Annotated in this window: 14 protein-coding genes and 1 pseudogene; 9 read left to right on the top strand and 6 right to left on the bottom strand. The window is 70.3% G+C overall.

Annotated features, from left to right (window positions below):
* Positions 1-277: 277 nt before the first annotated feature.
* Positions 278-2545 carry an MMPL family transporter gene (locus ACZ6BG_RS19040; protein ID WP_469002592.1) on the bottom strand — a complete coding sequence of 756 codons (2268 nt, stop codon included), beginning with the start codon at positions 2543-2545 and terminating at the stop codon, positions 278-280.
* A gap of 265 nt (positions 2546-2810) precedes the next feature.
* On the opposite strand from ACZ6BG_RS19040, the gene ACZ6BG_RS19045 reads away from it, so the two are divergent.
* Positions 2811-3572, top strand: a complete 762-nt coding sequence (locus ACZ6BG_RS19045) for a TetR/AcrR family transcriptional regulator (RefSeq protein WP_469002596.1) — start codon at positions 2811-2813, stop codon at positions 3570-3572.
* Positions 3573-3776: 204 nt separating this feature from the next.
* Here the strand turns inward: ACZ6BG_RS19045 and ACZ6BG_RS19050 are convergent, their stop codons facing one another.
* On the bottom strand, positions 3777-7997 hold the full coding sequence (locus ACZ6BG_RS19050; RefSeq protein WP_469002599.1) for a glycosyl hydrolase family 18 protein: 4221 nt from the start codon (positions 7995-7997) through the stop codon (positions 3777-3779).
* 446 nt (positions 7998-8443) lie between these two features.
* Here ACZ6BG_RS19050 and ACZ6BG_RS19055 point away from each other — a divergent pair, with 446 nt between their 5' ends.
* On the top strand, positions 8444-8677 hold the full coding sequence (locus tag ACZ6BG_RS19055; RefSeq protein WP_469002602.1) for an MbtH family protein: 234 nt from the start codon (positions 8444-8446) through the stop codon (positions 8675-8677).
* A 56-nt stretch (positions 8678-8733) separates the two neighbouring features.
* Here the strand turns inward: ACZ6BG_RS19055 and ACZ6BG_RS19060 are convergent, their stop codons facing one another.
* A complete protein-coding gene (locus ACZ6BG_RS19060; protein WP_469002604.1) occupies positions 8734-9615 on the bottom strand; it encodes a LysR substrate-binding domain-containing protein in 882 nt (293 codons plus the stop codon).
* Positions 9616-9838: 223 nt separating this feature from the next.
* Here ACZ6BG_RS19060 and ACZ6BG_RS19065 point away from each other — a divergent pair, with 223 nt between their 5' ends.
* The 5 genes and pseudogenes from ACZ6BG_RS19065 to ACZ6BG_RS19085 form a co-directional block, all read left to right on the top strand.
* Positions 9839-10303: a helix-turn-helix domain-containing protein gene (locus tag ACZ6BG_RS19065; protein WP_469002606.1), complete on the top strand. Its 465-nt coding sequence runs from the start codon at positions 9839-9841 to the stop codon at positions 10301-10303.
* Between the two features lie 45 nt (positions 10304-10348).
* Positions 10349-10879, top strand: coding sequence for a hypothetical protein (locus ACZ6BG_RS19070; protein ID WP_469002607.1), 531 nt, complete (start codon positions 10349-10351; stop codon positions 10877-10879).
* Entirely contained in the window at positions 10876-12120 is a 1245-nt protein-coding gene (locus ACZ6BG_RS19075) for an MAB_1171c family putative transporter (protein ID WP_469002608.1), read from the top strand. The genes ACZ6BG_RS19070 and ACZ6BG_RS19075 overlap by 4 nt, the downstream gene beginning before the upstream one ends.
* Positions 12121-12308: 188 nt before the next feature.
* Complete coding sequence (locus ACZ6BG_RS19080; RefSeq protein ID WP_469002609.1) at positions 12309-13457, top strand: serine hydrolase domain-containing protein; 1149 nt, start codon at positions 12309-12311, stop codon at positions 13455-13457.
* A 30-nt stretch (positions 13458-13487) separates the two neighbouring features.
* Positions 13488-13922, top strand: a pseudogene (locus ACZ6BG_RS19085) (dienelactone hydrolase family protein); the annotation flags it as partial.
* Here ACZ6BG_RS19085 and ACZ6BG_RS19090 read toward each other — a convergent pair.
* Positions 13909-14817 (bottom strand): aminoglycoside phosphotransferase family protein, encoded by a 909-nt coding sequence (locus ACZ6BG_RS19090; protein WP_469002610.1) that lies wholly within the window; start codon positions 14815-14817, stop codon positions 13909-13911. The pseudogene ACZ6BG_RS19085 and the gene ACZ6BG_RS19090 sit on opposite strands and share 14 nt — an antisense overlap.
* Before the next feature lie 502 nt (positions 14818-15319).
* On the opposite strand from ACZ6BG_RS19090, the gene ACZ6BG_RS19095 reads away from it, so the two are divergent.
* Positions 15320-16012, top strand: a complete 693-nt coding sequence (locus ACZ6BG_RS19095) for a DUF4232 domain-containing protein (protein ID WP_469002614.1) — start codon at positions 15320-15322, stop codon at positions 16010-16012.
* Between the two features lie 214 nt (positions 16013-16226).
* Complete coding sequence (locus ACZ6BG_RS19100; protein ID WP_469002616.1) at positions 16227-17216, top strand: NAD(P)-dependent alcohol dehydrogenase; 990 nt, start codon at positions 16227-16229, stop codon at positions 17214-17216.
* A 14-nt stretch (positions 17217-17230) separates the two neighbouring features.
* Here the strand turns inward: ACZ6BG_RS19100 and ACZ6BG_RS19105 are convergent, their stop codons facing one another.
* Together ACZ6BG_RS19105 and ACZ6BG_RS19110 are read right to left on the bottom strand one after the other, a co-directional pair.
* The gene (locus ACZ6BG_RS19105; protein ID WP_469002618.1) at positions 17231-17491 is read right to left on the bottom strand and encodes a hypothetical protein; all 261 of its coding nucleotides are present in this window, start codon (positions 17489-17491) and stop codon (positions 17231-17233) included.
* 306 nt (positions 17492-17797) lie between these two features.
* A complete protein-coding gene (locus ACZ6BG_RS19110; protein ID WP_469003008.1) occupies positions 17798-18211 on the bottom strand; it encodes a VOC family protein in 414 nt (137 codons plus the stop codon).
* Positions 18212-18239 lie beyond the last annotated feature (28 nt).

The raw sequence follows: 18239 nt of genomic DNA on the forward strand, positions 1-18239 counted from the left end.
GGCGCCGCACACGGGAACGATTCCGGTGGGGCGTGGGGAGCTCTCGGATGAGCACGGAACGAGCATGTCGGGTGATCCGCCCCAACCGCCAGGAAAGTAGGGCAGTTCGGGACACTGGAACGGTAAAAAGGGATCTGACCTGCAGGAATGCAAGGTGCCTGGAACGCGGGAGTGGGACGCGTGGGGCAGTCCAGGGAGGGGCAATGGGGTGTCGGAGAGAGGGATTCCGTTTGTTCTCGGCATCCACCTCTCCCATTGACCTCCCCGCGGGCCGCGCCTAGTTCCGTACGTACGGCGACTTCGCCGTCAGCTCGGACGCGGGCTCGCGCTCGGACTCGGCCCCGGCCGACGGCGCGTGCACGGGCACGGTCTCGGGGCTCGCCTCGCTGAGGCCGTACCGTCCGTGGAACGCCCGCAGGAAGCCGGGCGCGTACCAGGCCGAGCGGCCGAGCAGCCGCATCGCGGCGGGGACGAGCACACCGCGTACGGCGACGGCGTCGATGAGGATGGCGAGGCCGCTGCCCAGGCCGAACATCTGCATGAAGCTCAGCTTGGCCGTGCCGAAGGCGAGGAAGCTCACCGCGAGCAGGCAGGCCGCCGCGCTGACGATGCGGCCCGTGTGCCCGAGGCCGTCGGTCACGGCGGTCTCGTTGTCCGCGCCCTGGTCGTGGAGCTCCTTGATCCGGCTGGTGACGAACACCTCGTAGTCCATCGAGAGGCCGAAGGCGATGCAGAACATCAGCACGGTCATCGCCAGCTCCATGGGCTGCGCGGTGAAGCCGAGCAGGCCGGAGAGGTTGCCGTCCTGGAAGATCCACGTCATCACGCCGAGGGTCGCTCCCAGGCTGAGCGTGTTGAGGACCAGTGCCCGCAGCGGCTGCACGACGCTGCCGGTGAACAGGAACAGCAGCACGAAGGTGGTGAGCACGACCAGGACGATGGCGAGCGGGAGCAGGCCGCCGATGGAGTCCTTGGAGTCGACGAGTTCGGCGTCGACGCCGCCCACCAGGGGGTCGGAACCGGCGGGCGGGGCGAGCGTCCGCACGTCCTTGACGAGGCTCTGGGCCGCGTCCGACTTCGGTGCCAGATCGCTCACCACGGTGATCCGCTGCGCGTCGGCACGGCTGAGGGAGGCGTTCACGGGGCCGTCCGCCTCGGCCTGCCCCTTGGCGTACGTTCCCGCGCCGGTCTCGACGCGCGCGACACCGTCGAGACCGGACAGCTCGGTCGCGTACGACGCCAGCGGGCCCTTGGCCACGGGCCGGTCGATGACGATGTGCAGGGCCGCGTCGTCGTTGCCGTCGAAGTCCTCCCGCAGGGTCGCGGAGACCTGGCGGCTCTGCGCGTCCTCGGGCAGCACCCGCTCGTCCGGCGTGCCGAAGGTGATGCCGAGGAGCGGGCTCGCCGCCACCAGCAGGACCGCGAGGACGGGCAGCGCGGTGAGCGCGGGCCGGCGCATGACGGTCCGGGCCAGCCTGCCCCACAGCGGGGCCCGCTCGGCGGTGTGTCCCGGCTTCGACCACGGCAGCTTCCCGCTGTTGACCCGGTGCCCCAGGACCGCGAGCAGCGCGGGCATCACGAACAGGGTGCCGAGGGCCGCGATGGCGACGACACCGACCCCGGCGTAGCCGAACGAGCGCAGGAAGTACTGCGGGAACACCAGGAGCGCCGCGAGCGCGGCCGCCACGGTCGCCGCGGAGAACGCGACGGTGCGGCCCGCCGTGTGCACCGTCCTGCGGACGGCGTCGTCCACGCTCGCGCCCGCCGCGAGCTGCTCCCGGAAACGGCTGATCATCAACAGGGCGTAGTCGATGGCCAGGCCGAGACCCAGGGCCGTGGTGAGGTTCGTCGCGGTGTTGGAGACATCGGTGATGCCCCCGAGGATGCTGAGCTGGGCGAACGAGCCCGCGATGGCGAAGATGGCGATGGCGAGCGGCAGCAGGGCCGCGACCGCACTGCCGAAGACGAACAGCAGCAGCACGAGGGTCAGCGGGATGGCGATGGCCTCGGCCAGGAGGAGATCGTCGACGACCTGGCTCGACATGTCGCTGCTGACCGCGGCCCCGCCCCCGGCGCGAACGGCCAGCCCGCCTTCGTAGGGACCGCTGTAGTCGTCGATGACGCTCTTGGAGTTCTTCTCGAACTGCGTGGCGTCGCCCTTCACATGGGCGAGCACCATGGCTTCGCGACCGTCCTCGGACCGGAGCGTGGGGCTCTTGGTGTCCCAGTACGACACCACGTTCTCCAGGTGCTTCTCCTTCTTGAGGTCGGCCACCAGAGCCCGGCCGTCGTCCCGGGCGGCCGGGGTGTCGACACGGCCCTTGTCGGCACGGACCACCAGGATCAGGTTCGTCTCGCCGCCGAACTTCTCCTCGATGACCTTCTCGGCCCGGGTGGACTCGGAAGCGGGGTCGTCGAAGCCGCCGCCCTTCAGTTTGGTGAACGCGCCGCTGCCGACGGCACCCATGAGGGCCACGGCCACGACGGCGACGACGAGGATCAGCCGGGAGCGGCGAATCGCCAGTTCGGCCAGGCGGTCAAACACGGGAGGTCTCCTTCTATACGTGCCATGAAGTGACGAAAATTGACAAAAGCCAACTAAGAAACCCGAAGCGGGTCAGAGTGGGGAGGGAGGTGGAGCGGGACGCCCCGCGCGGGCTCCCCGTCAGTGGCGGCGAATGGCCTGATGTCGAACCCCTCGCGCCGCAAACGACGTTAGCGAGGACAAGGAAAATTTGGCAGTGTTAGATTTTCCTCACACCTCGCACTGATCTGCTGACCTGCGAGCGTCGCCGACGTACGGTCGTCACATGTCCGCAGACATCCCCGCGGCGGCCCCGCCCACGCTGCGCCAGCGACGTCGAGCCGCCGCCACCCAGGAGATCCTCGAAGCCGCCGAGCGCCACATCGCCGAGCACGGCCCGCACGCAATGTCCCTGCGCGCGATAGCCCGCAGCCTCGGCATGACCGTGCAGGCGCTCTACCACTACTTCCCGAACCGGGACGCCCTCGTCACGGCGCTCATCACCAAGGCGTACGACGATGTGGCCGACGCCGTGCAGACGGCCGTCGACACCGCCGGGGACGGCGCGGACGTGCCGCGACTCGTCGTGGCGGCCGAGGGCTACCGCCGCTGGGCCATCGCCCACCCCGAAAGATTCCAACTCCTCTACGGGGCACCCCTGCGCGACTACGCCGCACCCGCCGACGGCCCCACCACCCAGGCGGTGCGCCGCATGAGCGCGATCTTCCAGGCCGCGATGTTCGACGGCTTCACCTGGGAGCAACTCGCCGCGGCCGACACCCCCGCTCTCTCACCCTCGCTCCAGGCGTTCCTGGGCCACCTGCCTCCGGACGGCATGGGAGACCTGCCGCCCGCGGCGACCTCCCTCCTCCTGAGCGGCTGGGGGCACATGACGGGCCTCGTCGTCCTGGAGGTGTTCGGCCACACGGGGTTCCTGGGCGAGCACCAGGCGGAGATCTTCCGCCTGTCGATGCGGAATCTGCTGGCCGACGTCCACCGCCGGATCCCGGCCGCGGGACCGGACGCCGTGGGGCCGCAGGAGCGTTGATCACTTGCGGCGGGGGCCTCGGGGCCCGCGGTCGGGCAGCGCGACGCGGTGGACCGTGGCGTCCGCGGAGCAGGCGCGGGCGCCACGGTCCGGTCGGGACTCGTCCTGCCGTTCCGCCATGCACGGCCGGTCCTCAGGTTGATCCCGACGACCCGGCAGGCTTTCGGGGCTCACGCCCCAGGAACCCAGGACCTCAGGGCAGCGTCAGCTCACCCGCCCCAACTTCCGCCAGGGAAACACCTCCTTCCCCTGGCTGTCCCGCTCCGAAGTGCCCGGTTCGACGGTCGTGTACCAGGACGCCGCCCAGTACGACCCCTTCCAGGAGACGTAGGCGCCGGTCGCCGGGTCGGCGGCGTTGCCGCTCCACAGATGGGTGTTGGGAGTCGTGGCGCCGAAGGCGGCCTCGACGTCCTTGCCGCCGGCCGAGCGGAGGGTGAAGAGCTTGCCGTGGGCGGGCGTGGAGGGGGAGCCCTCCGACCCCGTCGCCGGGTCGATGGGGACGAAGTGCCAGCGCTGGGCTTCCGAGGAGCCGCAGTTGGCGGTCTTGATGTCCTCGCGGGCGCCGGTCGCGGTCAGGCACTTGCCGGCGTTGGTGAGGGTGTACCAGCCGTTCCCGGCGCTGCGCGGGGTCCAGAGCTGGTTGGGGTTGCCGGGCTGCGGCTCCACCAGGTGGGCACGGTTCTCACCGGGGTGGTGGTCCATCAGGTTGCCCTGGTACTCGAACTGCCAGCCCTTGTCGCCCTTGTCCCAGGCCGCGAAGGTCCGGCCGACCGTCTTGCCGTGCGCGGAGCCCCGCTTCCACTCCGGGGCGCCGCACTCCTTGGCGTCACCGGTGTCCGGCTGGACCGTCCGCACGCCCTTGCGGTCGTCCTGGACGGAGCCGTATGTGTGGTCGCCGGTCGACACGGTGATGTTCGCGGGGCCGGTCACCGGCAGGTAGTACTTGAGGCCGATGTCGTGGGACTTGCCGGGCGCGATGGCCTCGCAGAAGCCGAGTTTCAGCGTCACGCGGTGGAAGTCGGCCTTCAGGCCGCCCACGTTGGGCCCGGAGCGGCCGGGTTTCACCGCGTCCTTCAGCTCCGCCCCGCCGGCGTCCTTGAGGAGCGGGGACGTGGACGTGGGCAGGTCGAAGGAGATCTCCGTGCCGGTGCCGAGGGTCCGTTCCGTGTTGTTGGTGACGCGCAGCTTCGGCTGGATCGGCCACAGGTCGCCCTCGGCCGTCGGGTAGTCGACGAACTCGGCGGAGACGTCCACGACGTCGTCGGGCAGGGGAGTGTCACCGGCACGTTCCGTCTTGTAGCCCCCGGAGCCGTGCAGCGCCTCGTCCAGGCGGCTGGTGACGTCGTACCCCATGCCGTACTCGCCGCCTGCGCGCTTGGTGTAGTCGCCCGCCAGCTCCCACAGCATGACGCCGCCGATGCCGTTGTCCTTCACGTACCGCGCCTTGGCGTCGATCGAGGCGTCGTTCTCCGTGGAGAGGAACACCTTCTTCTCGGCGTTCCACAGCCACGACGCCTTGAGCGTGTCGTCGTACTTCTCCGCGTACGTGCCCTTGAGCTTGCCGGACTCCTTGTCGGTGTCGACGTAGGAGGGGAGGTAGCCGGGGGTGATGCCGTCCTGGAGGTTCCGGGCGTGCCACAGGGGGTTGGAGCCGGAGGCGACCTCCTCGCCCCGGGTGCCGAGGTCGTGCCAGACGTTGTCGATGCCCTCGGCGCCGTGGCCGCAGTCTCCCTTCTCGCCGGTGCCGGGCTGGCAGGCGCCCTGGTCGGGGAGCGACGAGGTGCCCCACAGGCCGTCCGTGCCGCCGGAGACGTTCTGCCAGCCGCGTGTGTAGTAGGGGACGCCGAGGTTGATGCGGCCGGGCGGCAGCGTGCCCCGGTAGTAGCGGTACGACCAGTCGACGTTGAAGTAGCCGGTCTTGTCGAACTCCTTCTCGTCGTAGACCTTCGCGGCCGCCAGCTCGGCGTCCCTGCCGTCGTCGTACAGCGGCGCCTGCGGGCCGACGTACTTGTTCCAGGAGCCGTGCAGGTCGTACGACATGACGTTGACGAAGTCCTGGTACTGGAGGGCCTGGCCCGCGTCGTAGCCGCGTACCAGGTAGCCGGAGGCGGAGCCCGCCGAGGTGAGGAGGTAGTAGCGGTCCTTGTCGGCGCCCGCGCGGTCCAGCTTCTCGCGCAGGGTCTTCATCAGCGCGTTGTATCCGGCCTGGAGGCCCTTGCGGCGGCCGTTGGACAGCTCCCAGTCGGCGGGGTTGCCGCTGTCGGGCAGCGCGGTCGGGTACTCGTAGTCGATGTCGACGCCGTCGAAGCCGTACCGGTCGAGGAAGGCCGTCACCGAGTCGGCGAAGGTGTCGATGCCCGCCTGATTGACGGAGCCGTCGGCGTGGGTGGCCATGGTGTAGAAGTTCTTCGTCTCGGCCCAGCCGCCGACCGAGATCAACGTCTTCACCTGCGGGTGCTTCTTCTTGTAGCGGTTGAGGAGGTTGAAGTGGCCCTTGTACGGGAGTGAGTCGTCCATCTCGGCCCCGCGCACGCCCGGCCAGGTCATTCCGGTCGCCGGGTTCTTCGGGTCGTCCGTGTCACCGACGGAGATCCGGTCGCCGCCGTCGACGCTCGCGAAGGCGTAGTTGACGTGAGACACCTTCGACCAGGGGATGTTCTTCGCCAGATAGCGCGGGTCGCCCTTGGCGCCGGTACGCCAGCCCGTGAAGTAGCCGACGACCCGCTTGTCGTGCCCGTTGCCGCCGAGCCACTCGCGCCCGTCGTCGCCGTACACCCTGCAGTACGGGGTGTCGACGCCCTTGGTCGCGGCGAGCCCCTCGGGGCGGCACCGCTCGTGCGGGCCGGATGTGGAGGGCTTGGCGGAGCGGTCGTCGGTGGCGTTGTCCATGGGGTCACCGGCGCTGCCCGTGGCGGGCGGGGTCTCGGGCGTGCCGCCCATGCCGGGGGTGTCGCCGTGGTACGTGTACTGGTTCAGGGCCTTGACGGCGGCCATGGGGTCGCCGTCCTTGTACTGGTCGACCGCGAGGAAGTTCGGCTTCTTGCGCGCGGCCGGCGTGCAGAAGCGTTCGGCGCGGTCCTGGAGCTTCTCGTTGTCGGTGCGGTAGGTGGGATCCATCGGGGCGTCCCGGAAGTGGTTCATCACGTACAGGCGCCGGAAGTTCTTGTCCTCGTGGGTGAGCGGGTGGCCCCAGCGGCTGTAGCAGCTCCAGTCGGAGTTGCCGAGACCAGCGCCCATGGACCAGTGGTTCTCCACGGTCCAGTCCGGCTGGTACATGAAGCCCAGCTTGTTCTTGCCGTACTCCTTCTTCTGGGCCTCCCGGTCGCCGGTGAAGAGCAGCAGGCGCTTGCCGGACTCCACCATGGACCGCACTGTCGGCCAGCCCTTTTCGGTGACACCTTCCGCGTCGGGGCGGAAGACCTTCCCGGCGAGCGGCTTGCCCTCGCCGAGCTGCTCCTTCAGCTCCTCCTGGAGCTGCTCTGCGGTGGTGTAGTCCTCAAGGAAGATCGTGATGATCGCTTCCTTGTCCTGTTCCATGAACGCGGCGATATCGGCGAACGTCTTGGCCGCCTCGATGTCACCGCCGCACCCGTGCACCACGGCGATTTTGTGGCACATCCGCACTCGTCCCTCGGAGAAGTGGGCGTCCAGCATCAGCGCCCGTGCTCCTGCCTTCAGCTGCGTGGTGATGTCGTGCGGCTGATTGGGAAAGGGCAGCCCGACGTACTGATCCTCGGTGTTGTGCATGGAGTTGTGCGTCGTCAGGAACGTCATGTCGTCGAGCGTCGGATCCGACGGCATCGGTGCCTTCGGGGGCTTGATCGGCGTGACGTACCAGTTCTGCTTCTCGGTGGTCGGATCGCCGGTGTCCACCCAGAGCGGAGAGTCCTTGTCCTCCCCGCCCCGCAACCTGCGCTCCGAACCCGGCACGTGGATGCGGTACCGGTCACCCTTCTGGTGCCGGAATTCCCAGTCCGTCTGCTCGTTGCCACAGGGTTCGACCCCGAGCTGGTCGCCGCTCTGCTCGGCAAGGCACTGCCCGTCCCAGTCCGGGTTCTTGATCTTGTACGTGCCGTCGGTGTTCCGGGCGAACTCCCATTGCTGTTCGTCCTCGTCGCCCTTGGGGCGGTGGGTGGCGACGGGGTTGTTGGTCGCCGACATGTGGTAGCCGCTGTCGGCGTTCTGGATGTAGAACTTGCCGTCCGTCGGCGGCCCCTCGTCCTCGCTCGCGGCGGCCTCCGTGCCCGCCGTAGCCGACGGGGCCCCCGCTCCGCCGGTCGCCTTCGCCGCCGCCGGTGGCCGCGGCTTCTCAGGGCGGTCGGGTCTGGTGGGCCCTTCCGGACCGTCCGCCGCGACCGCGGGGGTCGCGAGCAGGGCGAAGGCCAGTGCCGCGCACCAGGCAGCCGCCGTGCGTCTCTTACGCACAGGGACGCTCCCTTCTTCTTGCCGGTCTTCTTGCCGATTCCGGGCGCGGACGCGCCCGCGGTGAAGACTGACGGGGAGCGATCCTCGATGGATCAACGTCTTATGAACGCCGCACAGCCGGTCATCCACCGGACGCGGTCCCGGTGCCCCCTCGGGCCGGGGCGGCAACAGCGGTTCGATCCGTGCCGGCCTTGCCGTCACCAGCGACCTAGACCTCGCTACGAGCTCTTATGGTTCGCACAACGCCCACTGATATTCCCGTACGCATAAGTTTTGGTGATGAAAACAAGAAGCGTTCGTGGAGGGCGGTGAGGGCCGCTCCGGACTTACTGTTCTCGTACCGCACCGCATTTCCTTTCCGTGGGGAATGGAGTGCGTCCCGAATTCCGGCTGTGATTCCCGTGCGTCGTGATCACGGTCTGGTCGAGCGCGACAGGAGTCCGACTGTGAGCACCAACCCGTTCGACGACGAGTCCGGTGTCTTCCTCGTCCTCATCAACGCCGAGCGGCAGCACTCGCTGTGGCCGTCCTTCATCGACATTCCCGACGGCTGGCGCAGCGTCTTCGGCCCGGACGGCCGCCGCGACTGCATGGACTACATCGAGCGGGACCGGACCGACCCGCGCCCCACTGGACTCCGCGATGCCATGCCCAACATGCCTGCCTATAAAGGGATATAGCCAGTCCCGTCAGCGGGACAAGCCCTGCGGAACGGGCGTGTCCGCCCCTCCCGGGATCACACGGGCCGGGGTGCCGCGAAGGGGTAGGCGGCGAGGGCCGCGCGGATGGACCTCAGGGCGTCCCGGGCGTACTCCTGCGGGACCCGCGAGGAGATGGCCAGAGCGGTGGGCACGGGAGCCGGGGGCTGCGGAAGGGCCGGGTGGACCGCTAGGGGCAGCCCCCACACCTCGTCGGCGTTGGCCACGAGACACGCGATGCCGAGCCCCGCGTGGATGGCGGCGCGCAGCCCGATCAGTTCGGCACCCTCGTACGCGCTCGTCCACGGCACCTCGGCGCGGCGGAGGGCGCTCAGCGCATGGCCGCGCAGTGTGCACGGCTCGGTGAACAGGACCAGGGGCAGGGGCGCCCCGTATCCGACCGCGGGCCGGCCGAACCAGGCCAGCTCGATGGCTCCGAGCTCCTGGACGCGGTGGACCGGGGTGGCGGAGGGGTCGATCAGCAGCGCGAGGTCCAGGCTGCCGGTGGCGACCTGTTCGGCGAGCGCTTCGCTGGGCCCGGTCCGCAAGGTGATCCGGGACTCGGGTGCCTGGCGCTTGAGACCGCGCAGAATCGCCGGCAGGGCCTCGCTGAACTGGTCCGATATGCCGATCGTGACGCGCAGGCCGTCGCGGGGCGTGGTGAAGCGGGCGACCGCCTCGTCGTTGAGCGACAGCATCTTGCGCGCGTAGGCGAGCAGTTCCTGGCCCGCCGGGCTGAGCCGTAAGTTCCGTCCCGTGGTGGTGAAGACGGGCTCCTTCAGGAAGGAGTCGAGGCGACGCATCTGCTGGCTCACGGCAGGTTGGGTCAGATGCAGCGCCTCCGCCGCACGGCTGAAGCCGCCCAGGTCGACGATGGTCGCCAGGGTCCGCAACGTTCCGATCTGTAGGTCGCGATTCACCCGTTCCCCCGCTCCGTCCGGGCGCGTGCATACCTGTCGGTACTCCGACGTCAACTGATGTACGACGACTGGCCCCATCCATCGCACATGAGTCAACGGCTCTGGATGTCGGGGACTTTAGGCAGCCCTCAACTGGGGTGTCAACTGGCGTAGGATGCGCCGAAGTTCAGAATCCACATGAGTCAAGAGGCCGTTCCTGGCCCGACGGGATGGAGACGTGGCCGTGACCGGTGCACGCGACACGGCAGGCATGCTGGCGGCCAAGCTCAACCACCTCTTCGAATCGGTCGTACCGGCAGGCCGGGGCCCCTACAGCTCGGAGGAGGTCGCGCGCGCCATCACGGCCGACGGCATCCCCATCTCCGGGAGCTACATCTGGCTGCTGCGCCGAGGCCAGCGGGACAACCCGACCCTGCGCCATATCGAGGGAATGGCGCGGTTCTTCGGCGTTCCGCCCGCCTACTTCTTCGACGACGACGTGTCCCGGAAGGTCGAAGCCGACCTCAAGCTGCTCGCCGCCCTGCGGGACGCACAGGTGCAGCAGGTCGCTCTGCGCACGGTGGGCCTGTCCCCACAGACCCTCAGCTCGATCAACGAGGTGATCGAGCGGGTGCGGGAACTCGAAGGACTCCCGCGCGACCCGGACCAGGGACAGCCCCCGCAGCCGCGGGACACCTCGGACTCCTGACAGCGGTGCCACCGCGGACTTCAACCGAATCGGGGGAAAGCAACAGTGAGCTCAAGAGCGCTGAACCGCCGATGCCGCGCTCTCGTCCGCGGCCTCGCCATCACCGCGCCGCTGACGATCCAGGACCTCTGCGACCGCGTGGCCCACCACACCGGCCGCCCGATCCGCCTCGCGCCGGTCTCCCTGCCGCCGGGCGGGCCGTACGGCCTGTGGGTCGCGGCAGGAGGGACCGACTACGTCTTCTACGAACAGGAGACCAGCCCGCTGCACCAGGAGCACATCATCGCCCACGAACTGGGCCATGTGCTGTGCGACCACCAGTCCAGCGGCGCGGTCGGCGACGAGGCCGCGCGCGTCATCCTCCCCACCCTGGACCCCCGGATGGTGCGGCGTGTGCTCGAGCGCTCGCACCGCAGCAGCGTGGAGGAACAGGAGGCCGAGGTGATCGCCTCCCTCATCCTTCAGGAAGTCCACCGCAGGACCCGGGAACCCTCCTGGCCCGTGCCCTCCGGCTCCGCCGACGTCATCGAGCGCCTCGACCGCTCGCTGCGGCACGCCCCCGACGAGCCGCGGTGAACGCGTACGCGCTCCACTCGGTGTGCGCCGCCACCGCCTGGCTGGCGTTGGGCTACAAGCTCACCGCCCTGCGCAAGGCGCCCCGCGACTACGCCCTTGTCGCCCTGTGCGGCACGCTGCTGTTCTCCGCCATCGCCTACACCGTCGCCCACCCGCGCGTGTACGTCCCCGTCGACCGGCTCCTCGGCTTTCCCAACGCCGCGGCCCTGGTCGCGATGAGCTGCATCGTGCTCGGCCTGGCCGGCCAGCAGTTCGTCCTCACCTTCTGGGCCCACCCGCCCGCCGTCGCCCGCCGCGAGGCCCGGCCCCGTGTGCTCGCCGCCGTGTTGGTGCTGCTCGCGCTCTTCACCCTCTTCCCGCTGACCGAGCCGTCCGAGCAGCGCCCGAAGGACTTCGCGCTGCACTACGTGGACAACCCGCCCTTCGCCGTCTTCCTCTCGATCTACTTCCTGTACTTCATCCGGGGCGAGGTCGCCATCGCGCGGATGAGCCACGCCTACGCCAAGGTCTCCCACCGCCTGTGGCTGCGGCGCGGCCTCCACCTCGTGGCCTTCGGTTCCTGGCTGACCCTCTCCCTCAGCCTGAGCCGCGCCGCCGGCGTCTCTCTGGCGGCCCTTTCGGTGGACCTGGACGCGATGGAGCCCCTCCTGCGCGTGCTCGGCGACCTCGGCACGCTGGTCATGTACATCGGCTGGACCCTGCCCGGCTGGGGCCCTGCCCTCGCCGCCCCCGGCCGACGACTGCGCGCCCGGCGCCAGTACCGGCGGCTGCGCCCCCTGCGCGACGCCCTGCACGAGTTCGCCCCCACCATCGAACTGCCCGCCTGCGCGGACGGGTTCTGGCGCCGACTGGGCCCCTCCTACCTGGAGTTCAAGGTCTACCGGCAGGTCATCGAGATCCGCGACTGCCAGCTGGCGCTGCGCCCGTACGCCGATCCGGGTGCCGTCCGCGTCGCCGGCGAGCTGGGCCGCGCGGCCGGACTGGGCGCCCGCCAGGTCCTGGCGGTTCAGGAGGCGACCCGGCTCGCCTCCATGGTCCGATCCCGCCGCCACGACACGGCTCCCGCTTCCCACGGCGCGCCGCACACCGCCACGGGCCCCGAGGGCTCCGGCCTCGCCGACGAGATCGACTGGCTGGTCACGGTGGCGGAGACCATGGAACGCAGCCCTCATGTCGCCGCGGCCCTCGCCGGGGGCCGAGCGGACACCCCGGACGTCGAAGACGTGCTCACGCGCCGCTGACACGGCTCACGCACGCGCGTGCCCGGGGCATCTCCTCACTCGGCCTTCACGCCCGCTCCGGCATGCTGGGCATCAACGGGCGGTGGTGCTCGCGTCGACGGCCGGTGCCGGGCTGGCGTGAGTGTCGGATGGGGGAGTGGCCGATGTCGGGGCCGAGGGTGTCAACGAGCGGGGCGTTCAAGGGGGTTGTGGTCGGGCGCCGAACGGTGGTGCGCGGGGCGGCACTCATCGTGCCCGCCCTGGCGGGTGCCACGGCGTGCGGCCAGAAGGAGCGAGACCGCCGGTCGGACGGGGAACTCCACGACCGGATCCACGACGTGGTGACCGCCGACCTGCCGAAGGGGCCGGGCGTCACCGTCCTCGCCGCGAGCGAGTCCGGGATCGTGTACAGCGAGAGCTTCGGGCTCGCGGACCGCGCACGCGGCATCCGGTGCGGACGCGGCACGGTGTACGACATCGCCTCCAACACCAAGCAGTTCACCGCGGCCGCCGTACTGAAGCTGGAGATGGAGGGCCGCGTCCACGTACGCGACCGCCTCGGCGACCTGCTCCCGGGCCTTCCCCCGCACATACGCCCTCTGACGGTGCATCAGCTCCTGTCGCACACCTCTGGCCTGCCGGAGTTCCTGCCCGACCGCTACGGCGACGACTACACCCCCGTGTCCCGCGCGGAGATGCTCCAGGCCCTCACCCACACCGAGCTGCGCTCCCGCCCGGGCCACGCCTTCCACTACTCCAACCTGGGGTACAGCCTGCTCGCCGCGGCCATCGAGGAGCGATCACGGCTGCCGTACGAGCAGTTCCTCGCCGACCGTCTCTTCCGCCCGGCGGGCCTGGAGAAGACCGGCTACGTCCGGCCGCGGTGGCCCCAGCGGGACATCGCCGTCGAGTACGACGAGAAGGGCAAGCCCGCGGGCCGGCCGAACGAACAGCCCTGGGCACCCGACGGGCCGTACTGGAACCTGCGGGGCAACGGCGGCATGCTCTCCACGGCGACGGACCTGTTCCGCTGGCACGTCGCCCTGAACGGCAGCGAGGTCCTCTCCGCCGACGCGCGCCGCAAGATGTTCACCCCGCACGCGTCCGCGGCCGAGGACTCCGAGGACGGGCTCGCGTACGGATACGGCTGGGCCCTGGAGCCCGGCACCGGCGAACACCGCATCGCCTGGCACACCGGGCAGAGCCAGGTCGGCGGCTCCTACTCGGAGATCGTCCGCTCCGTCGACGGGCGCGCCCTGGTGGTGCTGTTCACCAACTTCAGCACCAGGAAGGGGACATGGGCGATCGCCGACCTTGAGCTGGCCCGCAGGATCGTCGATCTCATCCTGGAGGATTGACCCGGTCGCCCCGCCGTTTACGTCGGCTTCTCGCTCGGTGTGCTGCCCGCTCAGAAGCTGGCGCGGACGCGGGCGGGCGTGCGGGGCGCGCTTGTGTTCCACGCCTGCATCCCCGTCCCGGAGTTCGGCGTGGCCTGGCTTGACGGTGTGCCGGTGCAGGCGCATGCGAAGGAGGCCGATCCGTTCTTCGCCGACGACATCGACGCCGCCCGCGCGCTCGTCTCCGACTGCGCTGACGCGGAGATGTTCCTGTATCCCGGAAGCCAGCACTTGTTCGCGGACCAGTCGCTGGCATCCCACGACCCGGACGCCGCCAAGCTCCTGACCCGGAGGGCGGTTGAGTTCCTCGGCGCGCTCCAGGCCGTGGGCGGGTCGTGCGCAGGGCCAGGGGCGCACGGCCGCGACGGTCACGGCTCCGGAGGCGCAGGCCGCCCTCACCGGCCAAGTGGATCTACGACGAGGTGAGGCGCCGCAAGGAGGCGCGTGCGGGCGGCCCCCAAGTGGGCTTGCCGCCGGGGAGGCCGTGGTCGCCGGCGTGGCCGATGTGGAGGCAGGCGAACGCGCGCAGCACCGCCCAGCCGCGGGCGCGACGCAGGGTCGCGGCGTCCGGGGCCGGCCGGTAGGCCGCGTGGAAGCGGTCGGCGGCGCCGTCCGGCAGCAGGATCCAAGCGGCGGCGAGGTCGTAGGCCGGGTCACCGGCGAACAGGTCACCGAAGTCGATCACGCCGGAGAACGTGCCGTTCGTGGTGAGGATGTTGGCCGGATGCAGGTCGCCGTGGAGCCACAGACGCGGCCCCGCCCAGTCCGGCGCGGAAAGGGCGTCCTCCCAGACCGCGCGGACGGCGTCCGGGTCGCGGATCAGCCCCAGTTCGGTCGCGGAGGCGAGCCCCTGGGCGAAGGGTTCGGTGTGCTCGGTCAGTGGACCGCCCCGGTTCCGGCCTGCGGGCGCCCCATCGGGGGCGGGGCGGTGGAGGGCGGTCAGGAAGGCGGCCAAGGTGTCGGCCGCCTCTGGGGCGTGCGTCGCGGGGGCGCGGTCGGCGGGCTCGCCCGGTACCCAGGTGGTGACGATCCAGGGCCGCGGAAACCGTTCGGAGGGCTCACCGAGGCGCTGCGGGACGGGGATCGGCAGCGGTAGGCGCGGGGCCAGGGCGGGCAGCCATGCGTGCTCCTTGCGCAGCAGCGCGTCCGCGGACTCCGTCGCCCACGGGAGCCGGACGGCGAGGTCGTCGCCCAGCCGCCACAGCTGGTTGTCCCAGCCGCGCGCTCCCAGCTTCACGGGGAGACCCGCCAGGTCGGGGTGCTGCTCGCGCAGCAGATCCCGGATCAGGTCCGCTGTGATGTCCGTCTTGGCGACTGTCATGTGGAGCAAAGGTAGTTGGGCGGCGGGATGCCTGGGGCATCGGCTCACCCGAGAGGCGCTCGGTCGCGAAGTCGTCGACGGAGCACGGGGGTTGGCGCCGGTCGGGTCAAGATCCACAGGGTTACAGGTCTGTCCCAGAGGGCGACCGTTTCGAACGGGTGCGCAATTGCGGTCGGAACCGGCGTCACCGGTTCCTCGGTGGTATGCCCCCGAGCCCATGCGGCTCACGGCGCACGGGCCCCGTTGCCCGTGCTGGAGGGCGGCCGGGGAGGGCGCGGCACCGGTGCCGAGGGAGGCGGGCACGGACGGAGCGCGCCCTGGGGCGGTGTGCCCCGTGCCTCGTGGTGCGTGTAACAGGGATGTATTAGCGGGTGGTTGGGATGAACGCGGCTCCGAACCGAGCGGCTCATGCAGGTCAGCAACGCTCGCTCGGACCGACTCGCACGACTCGTACAGCTCGGACCGAGCGGCCGACACCCCAACCGATACTGAGGAAGAAACGATGCGCGTTCACAAGCTCACCTTCGCCGCCCTGGCCGTTGCCGCGACTCTTTCGCTCACGGCGTGCAACGACGGTGACGACTCGGCAGGGGACTCCCCGTCGGCCGAGTCCACCGCGTCGTCCTCGTCCGGCGGTTCGGGCTCGGGCGGCTCGGACCAGGACGGCGGGAAGGATTCCGCGGGGAAGGACTCCGGCGGCAAGGACTCCGCTGGACAGGGCTCCGGAGGGCAAGGTTCGGCCACCGGGGGCGGCTCCGACGCGAGCGCCAAGGCCGGCAAGTGTCGCACCGATGAGCTGGACATCTCCGCGTCGGACCACACCATCGACGGTGACACCGAGGGCACGGTCGCGGTGACGTTCAAGAACGGTGGCGGCCGGGACTGCGCCCTGACCGGATTCGCGGGCGTCGACCTGAAGACCAGCGAGGGGGACCTGTCCGCCACGCGCACGGGGCAGTCCAGCCCGATGACCCTCAAGGACGGCGAGTCGGTGTCCTTCGGTGTCACTTACCCGGTCAACGACTCGGGCGGCTCCGGCGTCAGCGTCACGGGGCTTGTGATCACTCCTCCCGGTGAGACGAAGTCGTTCTCCGTCGAGTGGCCGGGCGCTTCCACCCTGCCCGTGACCGAGGACGGCGGTTCCCCCGTCAAGGTCGGCCCGATGGGCAGCGCCGGGCAGGGCGGGGCGAACTGACCCGCTCATAGAGCCCGGGCAGGGACGCGGGGACCGGGGCACACCGCTCGACCGACGGGCGGCGGCCCGGAGCCTGCCCGATGAGTCCGGCGTCGACCATGGGCCGGTGCCGGACTTCGGCGTCACCGCCGTCGAGCTCTGGGCAGAGGAGTGGGTCCGCGCGATGCTTGCGGAGGCCCGCCGTACCCGCTCGCTTCGACCGGGAGGATCCACCGTGAAGGCCATCGTGCAGCACGTCTACGGCTCCGCGGACACGCTTCACGTACGGGATGTCGATCGGCCCACTCCTGCCGAAGGCGAGGTGCTGGTACGCGTGCACGCCGCCGGAGTCGGCCCCGATGTCCTGCACCTGATGACCGGACTGCCCTTGCTGGTCCGCCCGGTCTTCGGACTGCGCAGGCCCAGGAATCCCGTACGGGGCTGGGACGGCGCCGGACGCGTCGAGGCGGTCGGCGCGAAGGTGACGGGCTTCGCGCCCGGCGACGCGGTGTACGGGCACCTCGACGGCTCCTTCGCCGAGTACGCGCTCGCCAAGGCCGACAGGATCGCCCCCAAGCCCGCGAACGTCACCTTCGTGCAGGCTGCCGCCGTCCCGGTCTCCGCCGTCACCGCCTTGCAGGCGCTGCGCACCAAGGCGGGTCTGCGGGCCGGTCAGCGGGTCCTTGTCATCGGCGCATCCGGCGGGGTTGGCAGCTACGCCGTCCAACTCGCCGTCGCCCACGGCGCGGAGGTCGACGGTGTCTGCGGAGGCCGCGCGGCCACGTTCGTACGCTCCCTCGGTGCCACGACCGTCCTCGACTACGCCCGCCAGGAGATCACCGACAGCCCCCACCGGTACGACGTCGTGGTCGACGCCGCCGGGAACCGTCCCCTGCCCCTGCTGCGGCGCGCCCTCGCCCCGCGCGGCACCCTCGTACGCGTCGGCGGCGAGGGCGGAAACCGTTGGCTCGGCGACACCGGCACCCGGCTGCGGATGGCACTGGTGACCCGTGTCGCGCGGCACGACCTCCTCGGCCTGTTCGCGGTCGTACGCCGTGCCGACCTCGTGACCCTCACATCCCTGATCGAAAGCGGCGCCCTGACCCCGGTCGTCGACAGCACCTACCCCCTGGCCGAGGCCCCGGCCGCCGTCCGCCGTCTGGAGCGGGGCCATCCCCGGGGCAAGGTGGTCCTGACGATGGCGCCCGGGGCCGACCCGCCGTGAGACGGGCGGAGGCCTCAAGCGAACGGGTCGCCCGCCACCCCGCTGAGTCGGACCAGACCGGGCTTGCCCCCGTCGGTGACGCGCAGGTACAGCGTGTAGCCCGAGCCGGTCTCATCCGCCTTGACGCGCGCCCAGGTCAGGACATCCTCGACATCGGCGCCCGTCACCTCGTACTCGTCCGACGCCCCCTGTGACCGGTCCCAGAAGCAGGCCCGATAGGTGGCGTCGTCGTGCTCCCAGGTGGTGTCTCGCGGATCCACTCCTCGTACGTGCATGGGGCAACCGTATCGGCCGGGATCGCGCGGACCTGGCGTCGGGAGGGGAACGGTCCACCAGGCAGGCCCGGGATGCCCGCACTTCGGGGCGATGACGGCCGGTATCCGCATAGCCCGGCCGGATGGTGGCCGGCCGCGGACCCGGCCGCGGCGGGTCCGTGTCGACATGCCGTGGAAGTACGGCATCAACCGCCTCGAACGCCACCGGGCGGCAGCCACTCGGTTCAACAAGCTCGCCGTCCGCTACCTGGCCACCGTCCACATCACCGCCACCAACGCATGGCTCCACCTACTTCGAAACGCGGCCTACTGGTCGCGCTTGGGCCAGGTGGGGCCTTGATCGGTCCAGATGACACCCTTGTTGCGGCAGAGGCAGAAGGGGTGGCCAATGGGGTCGGTGTAGACGCGGAAGCCGTAGCCGTCGGTGCCGATGCAGTCCCGCTGCAGGGTCGCGCCGAGGGCCAGGACACGGCGCTGTTCGGCCTCGATGTCGTCGACTTCGAAGTCGAGGTGGAACTGCTTGGGGTGCTCGCTGTCGGGCCACTGCGGGGCGCGGTAGTCCTCCACCTGGATGAAGGCCAGTTCTATCTCGCCGAACTGGATACCGGCCCAGTGCTCGTTACTGCTCTCCTTCACCGGGAGCCCCGTCACCTCGGAGTAGAAGGCTGCGAGCTTCATTGTGTCCGGGCAATCGATGATGAAGTCGGTTAGTCGTAGCATCCCGTGATCTTGCCACAAGGACGAATGA

The organism is Streptomyces sp. NPDC041205, from assembly GCF_055591765.1.

Coding starts and splice junctions, on each gene's coding strand:
- ACZ6BG_RS19045 (WP_469002596.1), top strand. CDS start 2,811: ATGTCCGCAGACATCCCCGCGGCGGCCCCGCCCACGCTGCGCCAGCGA.
- ACZ6BG_RS19090 (WP_469002610.1), bottom strand. CDS start 14,817: ATGACAGTCGCCAAGACGGACATCACAGCGGACCTGATCCGGGATCTG.
- ACZ6BG_RS19095 (WP_469002614.1), top strand. CDS start 15,320: ATGCGCGTTCACAAGCTCACCTTCGCCGCCCTGGCCGTTGCCGCGACT.
- ACZ6BG_RS19105 (WP_469002618.1), bottom strand. CDS start 17,491: ATGCACGTACGAGGAGTGGATCCGCGAGACACCACCTGGGAGCACGAC.
- ACZ6BG_RS19110 (WP_469003008.1), bottom strand. CDS start 18,211: ATGCTACGACTAACCGACTTCATCATCGATTGCCCGGACACAATGAAG.